Raw genomic sequence first — 11,137 nt, 5'->3', positions numbered from 1 at the left:
GTGCGGCGGGCGCCGCTTACCGGGCCGGACGTCCGGGAAGTAATCAGAGCGGACCGCGCTGTCCGACCGACTCCCAGGATAGGTGTCGGCCAGGACGCGCAGGCTCTGGGGCTCTTGCCGGGCGGGCACGCACTGTCATACTTACGTCGCCGTAGGTTACGGAACCGTAGGAAACGTGCATGGTTCCGTTCCCCGGCGCCGGATCCACCCCCGACCCCACCCTCGACCCCACAGGGGACGCGCATGACCACAAGTTCCGATGTGATCCCAGACGCTCCGCAGCCTCCCGGCGACGCCGCGGCGTCCTCCGCCACGCTGGGCGGTGAGCAGAAGCGGTCGATCGAGCAGATCACCCTCCTGCTGTTCATCACCCTTCCGTTCCTCGCGCTGGTGGCGGCGGTGCCACTGGCGTGGGGGTGGGGCGTGAGCTGGCTGGACCTGGGGCTGCTGGTCTTCTTCTACTTCCTGGGCTGCCACGGCATCACCATCGGCTTCCACCGCCACTTCACCCATGGCTCCTTCAAGGCGAAACGGCCGTTGAAGATCGCGTTGGCGATCGCGGGCTCGATGGCGGTCGAGGGGCCGCTGGTCCGCTGGGTGGCCGACCACCGCAAGCACCACAAGTTCTCCGACGACGAGGGCGACCCGCACTCGCCGTGGCGGTACGGCGAGACGGTGCCCGCGCTGATGAAGGGCCTGTGGTGGGCCCACATCGCCTGGATGTTCGACGAGGAGCAGACGCCGCAGGAGAAGTACGCGCCGGATCTGATCAGGGACCCGGCACTGCGGGCGGTCTCCCGCCAGTTCATCCTGTGGACCCTGGTGTCCCTGGCGCTGCCCGCGCTGATCGGCGGGCTGGTCACGATGTCCTGGTGGGGAGCGTTCACCGGCTTCTTCTGGGGTTCACTCGTGCGGGTGGCGTTGCTGCACCACGTGACCTGGTCGATCAACTCGATCTGCCACGCGGTGGGCAAGCGCCCCTTCAAGTCCCGGGACCGCTCGGGCAACGTGTGGTGGCTGGCGGTCCTGTCCTGCGGTGAGTCCTGGCACAACCTGCACCACGCGGACCCGACCTCGGCGCGGCACGGGGTGATGCGCGGGCAGTTGGACTCCTCGGCCCGGCTGATCCGCTGGTTCGAGCAGCTGGGGTGGGCGTACGACGTGCGCTGGCCGTCACGCTCGCGTATCGATTCGCGCCGCAACACGGACCAGGACCGCGCCCGCCGCCGGAAGGAGACGGCGAAGGCGGCATGATTGACGGTGTGGCGACCGACTCCAGCAATATCCCAGGCAACGAGAAGCCGCGGCGCGCACGTCGCACCCGGATGACCGGTGTCGAGCGCCGCCAGCAGCTGCTGGAGGTCGGTCGCACCCTCTTCGCCGCGAAGGGCTTCGAGGGCACCTCGGTGGAGGAGATCGCGGCGAAGGCCGGGGTCTCCAAGCCGGTGGTGTACGAGCACTTCGGCGGCAAGGAGGGGCTGTACGCGGTGGTGGTGGACCGCGAGATGCGGCGGCTGCTCGACATGGTGACCAGCTCGCTGACCGCCGGCCATCCGCGCGAGCTGTGCGAACAGGCCGCCTTCGCGCTCCTCGACTACATCGAGGAGTACACGGACGGATTCCGCATCCTGGTCCGCGACTCCCCGATCCCGCAGTCGACGGGCACCTTCGCCTCGCTCATCTCGGACATCGCCACCCAGGTCGAGGACATCCTGGGCCGCGAGTTCAAGAACCGCGGTTTCGACCCCAAGCTGGCCCCGGTGTACGCGCAGGCGCTGGTGGGGATGGTGGCGCTGACCGGCCAGTGGTGGCTGGACGTGCGCCGCCCGAAGAAGGCGGAGGTGGCGGCGCACCTGGTGAACCTGGCGTGGCACGGCCTGGACGGCCTGGAGCCGAGGCCGCGGCTGATAGGGCACCGCAAGAGCTAGCCGGCCGGGGAGCCGGGGACTGCGAGGGGCGTACACATGCAACCGCTGCGCGGTGTCACCGTCGTCGCGCTGGAGCAGGCGATCGCCGCGCCCTACGCCAGCCGTCAGCTCGCCGACCTCGGCGCGCGGGTGATCAAGGTGGAGCGCCCGGGGACGGGGGACTTCGCGCGGGCGTACGACACCCGGGTGCGGGGTCTGAGTTCGCACTTCGTGTGGGCGAACCGCAACAAGGAGTCCCTCACCCTGGACTTCAAGGACCCGCGCGGCCTGGACCTGCTGCGCAGGCTGATCGCGGACGCGGACGTCTTCCTGCAGAATCTGGCGCCGGGCGCGGCCGCCCGGGCCGGACTGGGCGCGCGGGAGCTGCGCGCCGCGCGTCCGGAGCTGATCGTGTGCGACATCTCCGGCTACGGCGCGCCCGGCCCCTACGCGGACCGCAAGGCGTACGACCTGCTGGTGCAGTCCGAGGCGGGGCTGCTGTCGGTCACGGGCACGCCGGACGACATGGCCAAGGTGGGCATCCCGGTGTCGGACATCGCCGCCGGGATGTACGCGTACAGCTCGATCCTCGGCGCGCTCCTGGAGCGCGGCCGGACGGGACGGGGCACGCATCTGGACGTGTCGATGCTGGAGGCCACCGTGGAGTGGCTGGGATTTCCGCTGTACTACTCCTTCGACGGCGCCCAGCCGCCGCCGCGGGCGGGTGCCTCGCACGCGACGATCTATCCGTACGGCCCGTTCACGGCGGGCGACGGGAGGGTCGTGATGACGGCGGTGCAGAACGAGCGCGAGTGGCACGGTTTCTGCGCGGGCTTCCTGGGCCGTCCGGAGCTGGCCCGGCACCCGCACTACGCCACCAACGCGGACCGCAACGCGCACCGGGAGGCGCTGGGCGGGCTGATCGCGGCCCGGTTCGCGGAGCTGACCGGTGCCGAGGCGGTCGAGCTGCTCGATGCCGTGCCGGTCGCCAACGCCCGGGTGAACACGCTCGCCGAGGTGTGGGACCACCCGCAGCTGGCCGCACGCGGACGCCTGCACGAGGTGCCCACACCGGCCGGTCCGGTCCCGGCACTGGCACCGCCCGGCCCGACCGGGGACGCGCCCCGCATGGAGGCGGTCCCCGCGCCGGGCGAGCACACCCGCGCGATCCTCGGCGGGCTGGGCCTGTCGGGGGAGGCCATCGACGCGCTCGTCGCGGAGGGCGTGGCGTGAGTGCGGCAGGCCCCCGCGGGTCAGGACGGCTCCGGCGCCTGCGGCCCCTCCGGCTCCCAGAACTCCAGGCGGTTGCCGACCGGATCGGCGCAGTAGAAGCGCCGGTGGCCGGGCAGGTCGTCGTCCCAGGTGACGGGTGTGCCGTGGGCCTCCAGGCGGGCGGCGTACGCGTCGATGCCGGTGACCCGCAGCCCGGGGTGGGCCTTGCGGGCGGGCCGGAAGCCGGTCGTCTCGACGCCCAGGTGGAGCCGGACGGGGCAGGTCCCGAACCAGCAGCCGCCGCGGGCGGCGAGCGCGGGGCGGCTTGGAGGTCTCGGTCATGCCGAGTACGCCGGTGTAGAAGGCGCGCAGCGGCTCCTCGGAGCCGGGCGGCGCGGCGAGCTGCACGTGGTCGAGGCCGGTGATCACCGGCCCGCCTCCGCCGCGGGCTTGCGTGCGACGGCGAAGACGCGGCGGAAGGGGAACGGGGTTCCGTGCGCCCCGCCGGGGTAGGCGGCGCGCAGGACGGTCCGGTACTCCTCGACGAACGCGTCGCGGGCCTCGGGGTCGTCGTCGAGCGCGGCGAGCACGGGCCGCAGTCCCGTCCCCTTCACCCAGTCGAGGACGGGGTCCTCGCCGGTCAGCAGGTGGACGTAGGTCGTCTCCCACACGTCGGCGGTGCAGCCGGTGTCCGTCAGGTGGGCGAGGTAGCCCTCGGGGGTGAGGACGGCGTCGTCGTGGCGCAGGACACCGGCGAGGCGGTTCCGCCAGCGCCGGGAGCGGGCGAGTTCGCGCATCAGGCGGTGGCTGGGGGCGTCGAAGTTGCCCGGTACCTGGAGGGCGAGGGTGCCGCCGGGGGCCAGGCCGTCGATCCAGTCGGGGAAGCGGTCGGCGTGCCCGGGGACCCACTGCAGGGTGGCGTTGCTGACGAGGAGGCCGAACGGCTCGTCGGGGCTCCAGGTACGGGCGTCGGCGGGGGCGAAGTCGAGGTGGCCGCCGCCTGGGGTGGGGCCGGCGTGCTGCCGGGCCCGTTCGAGCATCGGGGGCGAGTTGTCGTAGCCGGTGATGCGGGCGGTGGGCCAGCGGTCGGCGAGCAGGCCGGTGACGTTGCCGGGGCCGCAGCCGAGGTCGGCGATGCGGGGCGGGTCCGCGGGGAGGTCCTGGATCCGGGCGAGGAGGTCGGTGAAGGGGCGGGCGCGGTGGCCGGCGTGGCGGAGGTACTGGGCGGGGTCCCAGGTCGGAGCGGTGGCGGGCATGGAACCTCCGGGGATGGCGGTGCGGAAGGGGTGCCCAGCGTCACCCCCAATGTATCTCGACGTCAAGACAATTGACATCAAGAGACTTCACGTCGACACAACCACTACACTGATCGTCATGGAGGACGAGGTCGATCGGCTGGTCGCAGCGTGGCGCCGGGAGCGCCCGGACCTCGACGTGGAGCCGCTCGAGGTGCTGAGCCGGGTCAGCAGGCTCGCCCGGCACCTGGACCGCGCACGTCGGTTGGCCTTCTCCGAACACCAACTGGAGCCCTGGGAGTTCGACGTGCTCACGGCCCTGCGCCGCGCGGGCGCCCCGTACCAGCTCTCCCCGGGCCAGCTCCTCACCCAGACCCTGGTCACCTCGGGCACGATGACCAACCGCATCGACCGCCTGGCGAAGAAGGGCCTGGTGGAGCGCCTGCCCGATCCCAGCGACCGGCGCGGCGTCCTGGTCCGGCTCACGGACGAGGGCCGCGACCGCGCCGACCAGTCCCTCGCGGGCCTGCTGGCCCAGGAGCGCGCCATCCTGGCCGAACTCTCCCGCGCCCAGCGCAGCGAGCTGGCGGCCCTGCTACGCCAGCTGACCGCCCCGTTCGACAACATCCCCGGCTGAGGGCCTCCCCAGGTCGGCGGGCCCGACCCCGGCCCTGCGCGCCAGCGCGACGGCGGCCAGCGTGGAGTGGACGCCCAGCTTGCCCAGCACGTTCTGCATGTGGGTGCGCACCGTGTGCGGGGACAGGTACAGCCGCTCGGCGACCGCCTTGCGCCCGAGCCCGGCGACCATGCAGCGCAGCACCTCCCGCTCCCTGGGGGTCAGCGACTCCACCAGCAGTTCGCTCTCGGTGCGGTGCTTGCGGGCGGCGGTCAGTTCACGCAGGACGCCGGTGAGCAGCGCGGGCGGCAGATGCGTCTCGTCGCGCAGGACGCCGCGGATGACGCTGAGCAGCCGGGACAGGGAGCAGTCCTTGGCCACCCAGCCGGAGGCGCCGGCTCCCAGCGCGAGGGCCGCCCGCCGGGGGTCGTCCTTCTCGGCGAGTACGACGATCCGTACGCCCGGCTGTCCCGAGCGCACCCCGGCGACCAGCGATATCCCGTCCACCAGCCCTTCCTCGTCGCCGTCCCGCACGGGGACGGCGGGCCGCGCGCCGGGCACGTGGCCGCCCAGGTCGGCGTCGACGAGCAGCACGTCGAACCGCCGCCCCTCGGACGCCGCCCGCTCCAGGCAGCGCAGTGCGGCCGGACCGCTGCCGGCCGCGGAGACGTCGACGTCGGACTCGGCGGCCAGGGCGGCCGCGAGCGACTCGGCGAAGATGCGGTGGTCGTCGACGACCAGGACTCGGATACGAACCACGAAACCCCCTCCCCCAGGCTCCTCCAGGAGCAGGGGATACCCATCGTCTGTCCGTCCTCGGATGACGGCACCGGCACGGGCACGGCGCCCGAGGGCCCCGTATCCCAGCTGTGCTGTGTGTTCGGTGCTCCGGGACGGTTCGCCGCGGCCGCACGGCCGCCGCCGTGCAGTGACCGCTGCCCCCGCCCCGGGCGTCGTACCCGGCCGTCCCGCCCCCTGAACGGCACCGGCCCCCACCGGTGCTGCTCATCAGAGTACGGGCGGGCGCCGGGAGCGGAAGGCTATTCGCAGAACTGACTGCCCGGCGCGTTTATGGTGAGCCGCATGTTTCGTCTTGTGACAGAAGTCGACAAAGAACGGCGCGATCTGCTGCGCACCCGCCTGCGGGAGACGAACACGGCGGCGTCCTCGATCCTGCGTTCCCTGCGCGGAACCCCTCACGAACGCGAATCCCCTCTGCACGTCTGGGTGCTGGACGCGACCGGCGGTCTGGCCGGCGGCCTGGTCGGCCACACCTGGGCGACCTGGCTCCACGTGACGTACCTGTGGGTGGACGACGGCCACCGGGGATCGGGCCTGGGTTCCGCCCTGCTCGACGAGGCGGAACGCGTCGCCCGCGCCGAACGGGGCTGCGCGGCCGCCCGCGTGGAGACCTGGGACTTCCAGGCCCCAGGCTTCTACACGAAGCGCGGCTACGACGTGATGTGCGTGATCCCCGACTACCCGCCGGGGATCACGGAGTACACGCTGGTGAAGCGGTTGGGGTGAGCCGGCCAGGAGGACCGGACCGGTTCTCACTCGGGCTCCAGCCCCATGTCCTTCGCACTGTATCGGGGCAGTTCGGTGGTGCCGATCGTCCAGGTGCCGAAGTCGGTGGCGACAGCGACCGGTTCCCAGTACGGACCATGCAGCCGTGTTCGACTACCTGCGATCGCAAGCGGCCGACACCGCGACCAGCCTCGACCTGCCGGCCGCTGCACAACGGGAGCTCATTCCATGAACGAGACGCAGGCCACGCAGTTCCCCGTAACAGCAGGCTGGTACAAGAGCAGCTACGGCGCGGCGAACAACGAGTGCGTTGAAGGAGCTGTCCACATGACCGGCATAGCGCTTACCCTGACCGAGCACAGCGGCGGCGATGGCTGATGTCCGCCTCAACTGATGTCCGCCTCAACTGCCTTCAGCACCCGTCGGCGCAAGCCTGTCGACGGCGGCGTGATTGTCATCCTCCGGTGCAAAGCGGAGGCTCCGCAGGATCCGCGCCACAAGGGGGGCGTAGCACTTTTCCCAGTGAGTGACCTGGGGTGTGGAGAAAGCCACGAGGCACATGCGTCGAGGCTCGTCGAATCCGGCCGGGACAGGGATCATTGCGTGGAATTGAGCGGTGAGTACCTCGGCTCTCTCCCCGGTTGGGGAAAGAACGGAAGGAAGGACGTACCTCTGCCCACCGGTGAAGACTACAGCCTGGCCGCATGGAGCATCGATCACCGATCCCGTCCAGTTCTCCCCGCGCGAATCGAGGATGCCACGGAGTGTCCCGCGAGCTGCTGTGGCCGGATCGTCACCGTAGGCGAAGTCCACGACCGCAACAGCGAGTGAGCCCAGAGAGATCTCACCCTCGAAAGAATGTAGGCAGTTCCCGGCGTATAGGACTCCCGAAGCAGCAAGGGAACGTGAGATCGCTTCAAGCGTCCGGGCCATCTCTGACAGCGACTTCTCACGAGTCTCCGTCATGTGCGATTCGTGGGCACCGCGGGCACACACCTCATCCCACGCCGCCGCGAAATCCATACCGAGAGGTACTTCCTCGAACTCAACCGGGATTGAGAAGTCGACACGCATCACTGTCCGCCTTCCTTGGCAGAGCGCCAGTCGGGTGGGTGACCGGGGGGCGGAGGAGGCCCCACACGGCCCGCCCGCTGCTGGTCGTGCAGATCCATGAGCCGACGGTTCTTCTCGTACCAGCGCCTCATCCACCGTGGCGTCAAGGCCGCCACCACCGCAAAGGGGACGCCAAGGACCACCATGGCCACGGCAGCACCCGGTCTGTCGCGCAGCACCCCTGCCAGGACAAGACACCCGAGGCTGACCAGGGTGAGGACGGCGGCGAGGTTCCTGCCTCCGTTGGGATTTTCCTCATAAGCCGCCAACTTCCGCCGTGTCGAGGCCATTTCGACATCCGTCACAGCGCTGCTCTCCCCAAGGTGCTCGGCAGGCGCCATCCACGTCTGCAAGAGCGAGCCTCCCGAAAGCAGCCGCTCCCGGCTCTGGAGGGCACGTTGGCGGGCGGTCGGTGAGTCGTCTCTTACGAAGACCAGACGGAGAGTGCCCCTACTGGGCGTCTCGGTTGTCCGCAGACCATAGCCGAGTTCATGGCCGATCGCCGCGATCTTGTCGGAATGCCTGCCCTCGAGACCTCCGAGAAGGAACTCGACACGGCCACGCCCATCGAAGGATTCTATAATCTCAGGATCTTTCATCTTGCGACTCACTTTCCATGCCGGGCAGCCTTGTCCTTCTCACTTCCGGCCTTCCATGCGTTCTCGAAAGCCACAAGTAGATTGCCACCCGGGAGCGCTGATTGCATGGTCTGCCGGTCATCTTGGGGGTTGAAATATCCGAGTGCAGTGGGGTCCGCGATGAACGCGGCAACGGTGTCCACCAGCCCAAAGTTCGCTGCCGCATCAGCTGCGCGACTGGCAGACACCGCCCTGGAAATACCCTTGAAAGCCCCTCCGAACGGCAGTACGCCGAGTGCGTCCTGCGTCAACGTCCGGTTCGAAACCACGGATTCGCCTCCAACCGCACGTGCCGTGCTGTGCAGCCCCAGCGCCCCGAGGGCAAACGCACCCGATGCCACCCCGACGGCCCCCGCCGCTGTGGCAAAGGCCGGTGCCAGCGGTCCCGTAATGGGTGCAACAAGAATGAGGACCAGAGAGATAGCACCCAGCGCGGCACTCACGGCCGCCAGGACGTCTCCGAGTGCGGCGATAGAATAGGCGTGTTCCGAGAGCCACTTGACTGCATCCGCCAATGCGGCTTTGAGGACGTCAGTGACGATGTCGTCAATCGCCCCCAGAGTCTTGCCGATACCTGCGAGCGTGTCACCGATCTTGTCCAGCAGTCCAGGTTCGTTGGGGGCGATGTTCAGCGCCTTGTCCAGACGGCGCGCAATCGCCTGACCCTCCAGGTCGAAGTCACTGGCCAACTTGCGTGCCTGTGCTCGAATTCGGTCCAGATCCGCCTCTGCCGTACTGGCGTCCAGTTCTGCCGCGGAGCGGTCCTTCTCCGTCTTCTCCCGCTTCAGCGCCTCAGCGTCGTCGTTTGGCGGCAGGCCGAGCAGCGGCTTGGAAGGAAGGCCGGCCAACCTGTCCTTCGCGCCTCGGAGTGCGTCCTTGGCATCCTGTGCCTGGGTTTCCAGGGCCTCGGCCTTGCGTTGCCAGACCGGCATCTCGTCGGCCCAGTCCGTCAGCGCTCTTGCAGCCTTACTAAAGGATCGTTTCGCCTTGTCAACCTTGGGACGGAAGTCGTCGTCGAACTGCTCTCGGAACGCGTCGGCGTGGCGTCCCTTCCAATCTGCGTCATCAGTGCCGTGCAGGGCATCTGATATTTCGTTCAGCGATCTGGCCGTGCGCTGCACGATGTTCGCCACATGCTTTGCGGTGTGTGGGTCCCCGGGGCAGGGAACGAACTCTAGGGCTGGAAATCTGTCCCTCAGAGGAGAAGTCTGCGTCGGCGACATCCAAGAGAACGGATCACTCACGTACACTGCTCCCGAGCTTTGCGCAGCTCTTTTGCAAGCGTGTCATCAATGTCCTCGAACGCCTTCTTCATCTTGTCGAGCATTTTGACTGCCGCACCCGAGTATTTGCTGATCCGTTCGATTCCGTACGACCACTCGTCACCGAAGTCATTCATGCGTGACGCGAGCGCGCTCACGCCCATGGACTCGCCATCGACCTCTTCCATCTCCCGACCAGGACGTTCCATGACCTCGGCGATGTGCTCGATGTTGCTCCGCACGCGCGCCAGCACTTCAAAGTCAACATGTATGTCACTCATCGCCCCCCTTAACTATCTACTAGCGGTTGACGGCCTGCATTTCCTGAACCACGACCTTCTGGTCTGCACCGAATTCGCCGTTTGGCAGGATACCGCCTGCACCGGTCGTACTCGTCCATCTGATCCTCCAAGTAACGGTGACCTGGAAGTTGTACGAGCCGTCGCCAGAAGAACGCAGGTACTTCACCCCACAAGGCGGGGTCTCCTCTGCCTTCCCTTTGGCATACGGCTCGCCAATCTGCCCGTCCCGTATCTCATATTGCCCAATGGTGGGGAAGGCGACCGCGTCGTCCGTGCCCGGGTTGATTTTCAGTGCTACGGGCTCTGCGGTGGTCGCTGAGGCCGAGCAGCGGGACGGAAGCGGTGACGGAGACTGGCTTGAACTCGGCAGTGTCCAGCCAGCCATGCCCAAGTCGGGAGGTTTACTTCGAGGTGGCTGCAGGGGCGAGCTCGACCTCGGTAGACAGCACCCGAATCTCGGCATACGCAAGCTGGGCGAACATCTCGGGTGATATAGCCTGCGGAACATCAACCGGCGGCTCGTCGCCCTCATCCACCCAGAAGGGCCGGTTGTCGCGGCCCCGGGCCGCCGGGTCCGCCTCTCTTCCTTCTGTGACGTACGCGTCCCACCAGTAGCCTCGCCCTCCTTGCCTTTGTTCAAGTCCTTGTAAGGATTACCGTTGACGAAGTAGTTCTGGGTTTTCAGAGCCCACTCGGGGCTGGGTGCGCCACTCATCCACACCTGCCGCATCTGCGCGGCGGCGAGCAGGGTCGGACGGCGGTTCACGGATAGCTCCCGGTGGGGCGAAGATTTCACAAGTGTGCCAACGCTATCGACCGGGCTCCGAGTGACACCATATGGGTTTACGTCAGGCCTGCCTGGCAGCGCGCGCGACCCGCGACAGGTGGCCCGATCACGCCCTCTCAACAGAAAGCCGAACGGGTTGAGGAGCTTGGTCGCAAGGGATGCCACAGACCAGGGCTGGAATGTGAGGCGGGCTACTACCGGACGTGCGCGGCGCGCGCGGTGGCCTTCTGGACGACCTTGCGTGTGAGGCCGGACGATCGGCGCGGACGTCGTGACCGCTGCCCTTGGGACTCGTGCTTGAGAATCTAGTGCTCTGACCGGATAGGTTCGCCGGAAGCTCGCGGTGTTCGGCATGGACGGGCCTCGCCAACCCTCCGTAGGCTGGTGATCGCCTACGAAGGGGGCGGGGTGAACGGCAATCCCCTGTACCACTGGATAGCGCTGGCAGTGTCCACGGCGCTCATGCTGCCGGTGCCGGTGGCGATACTGGCGGGGTGGACTCCGCCGTGGATGCGTAAGCGACAGGCCGGGATGCGGC

12 protein-coding genes and 1 pseudogene are annotated in these 11,137 nt (G+C 68.5%); 6 read left to right on the top strand and 7 right to left on the bottom strand.

All coding sequences use genetic code 11. The features are described 5' to 3' along the window. Window positions 1–243 precede the first annotated feature (243 nt). The 3 genes from ACGFYH_RS31050 to ACGFYH_RS31040 are packed head-to-tail and all read left to right on the top strand — an operon-like array spanning window position 244 to window position 3,140. Complete coding sequence (locus tag ACGFYH_RS31050; protein WP_393806509.1) at window positions 244–1,254, top strand: acyl-CoA desaturase; 1,011 nt, start codon at window positions 244–246, stop codon at window positions 1,252–1,254. Then, window positions 1,251–1,928, top strand: a complete 678-nt coding sequence (locus tag ACGFYH_RS31045) for a TetR family transcriptional regulator (protein WP_393806508.1) — start codon at window positions 1,251–1,253, stop codon at window positions 1,926–1,928. Before ACGFYH_RS31050 ends, ACGFYH_RS31045 begins: the two co-directional genes overlap by 4 nt. A gap of 36 nt (window positions 1,929–1,964) precedes the next feature. Next, window positions 1,965–3,140: a CaiB/BaiF CoA transferase family protein gene (locus tag ACGFYH_RS31040; RefSeq protein ID WP_393806507.1), complete on the top strand. Its 1,176-nt coding sequence runs from the start codon at window positions 1,965–1,967 to the stop codon at window positions 3,138–3,140. 20 nt (window positions 3,141–3,160) lie between these two features. On the opposite strand, the pseudogene ACGFYH_RS31035 reads toward ACGFYH_RS31040, so the two are convergent. Together ACGFYH_RS31035 and ACGFYH_RS31030 are read right to left on the bottom strand one after the other, a co-directional pair. Continuing rightward, window positions 3,161–3,548: pseudogene (locus ACGFYH_RS31035) on the bottom strand (VOC family protein). Continuing rightward, window positions 3,545–4,375, bottom strand: a complete 831-nt coding sequence (locus tag ACGFYH_RS31030; protein ID WP_393806506.1) for a trans-aconitate 2-methyltransferase — start codon at window positions 4,373–4,375, stop codon at window positions 3,545–3,547. The pseudogene ACGFYH_RS31035 and the gene ACGFYH_RS31030 overlap by 4 nt, the downstream one beginning before the upstream one ends. 118 nt (window positions 4,376–4,493) lie before the next feature. Between ACGFYH_RS31030 and tamR the strand changes: the two genes are divergently transcribed. Next, window positions 4,494–4,991, top strand: a complete 498-nt coding sequence (gene tamR / locus ACGFYH_RS31025; RefSeq protein ID WP_393806505.1) for a MarR family transcriptional regulator TamR — start codon at window positions 4,494–4,496, stop codon at window positions 4,989–4,991. On the opposite strand, the gene ACGFYH_RS31020 is transcribed toward tamR, so the two are convergent. Then, window positions 4,950–5,729 carry a LuxR C-terminal-related transcriptional regulator gene (locus tag ACGFYH_RS31020; RefSeq protein ID WP_393806504.1) on the bottom strand — a complete coding sequence of 260 codons (780 nt, stop codon included), beginning with the start codon at window positions 5,727–5,729 and terminating at the stop codon, window positions 4,950–4,952. The two genes, tamR and ACGFYH_RS31020, sit on opposite strands and share 42 nt — an antisense overlap. A gap of 312 nt (window positions 5,730–6,041) precedes the next feature. On the opposite strand from ACGFYH_RS31020, the gene ACGFYH_RS31015 reads away from it, so the two are divergent. After that, window positions 6,042–6,497, top strand: a complete 456-nt coding sequence (locus ACGFYH_RS31015) for a GNAT family N-acetyltransferase (RefSeq protein ID WP_393806503.1) — start codon at window positions 6,042–6,044, stop codon at window positions 6,495–6,497. A gap of 228 nt (window positions 6,498–6,725) precedes the next feature. Beyond that, window positions 6,726–6,875 carry a DUF397 domain-containing protein gene (locus tag ACGFYH_RS31010; protein ID WP_393806502.1) on the top strand — a complete coding sequence of 50 codons (150 nt, stop codon included), beginning with the start codon at window positions 6,726–6,728 and terminating at the stop codon, window positions 6,873–6,875. A gap of 24 nt (window positions 6,876–6,899) precedes the next feature. Here the strand turns inward: ACGFYH_RS31010 and ACGFYH_RS31005 are convergent, their stop codons facing one another. From ACGFYH_RS31005 to ACGFYH_RS30990, 4 genes are read right to left on the bottom strand one after another with little or no spacing between them, the layout of a single operon-like run. After that, window positions 6,900–7,571 carry a hypothetical protein gene (locus ACGFYH_RS31005; protein WP_393806501.1) on the bottom strand — a complete coding sequence of 224 codons (672 nt, stop codon included), beginning with the start codon at window positions 7,569–7,571 and terminating at the stop codon, window positions 6,900–6,902. After that, window positions 7,571–8,209, bottom strand: a complete 639-nt coding sequence (locus ACGFYH_RS31000; RefSeq protein WP_393806500.1) for a hypothetical protein — start codon at window positions 8,207–8,209, stop codon at window positions 7,571–7,573. The genes ACGFYH_RS31005 and ACGFYH_RS31000 overlap by 1 nt, the downstream gene beginning before the upstream one ends. An 8-nt stretch (window positions 8,210–8,217) precedes the next feature. Further along, a complete protein-coding gene (locus ACGFYH_RS30995) occupies window positions 8,218–9,471 on the bottom strand; it encodes a putative T7SS-secreted protein (RefSeq protein ID WP_393806545.1) in 1,254 nt (417 codons plus the stop codon). Window positions 9,472–9,488: 17 nt separating this feature from the next. After that, a complete protein-coding gene (locus ACGFYH_RS30990) occupies window positions 9,489–9,791 on the bottom strand; it encodes a hypothetical protein (protein ID WP_393806499.1) in 303 nt (100 codons plus the stop codon). Window positions 9,792–11,137 lie beyond the last annotated feature (1,346 nt).

The organism is Streptomyces sp. NPDC048392 (genome assembly GCF_043200575.1).
Taxonomy (GTDB): Bacteria; Actinomycetota; Actinomycetes; order Streptomycetales; family Streptomycetaceae; genus Streptomyces.
The sequence above is the reverse complement of the archived record's forward strand: the minus strand, read 5'-3'. Positions and strand labels throughout refer to the sequence as shown.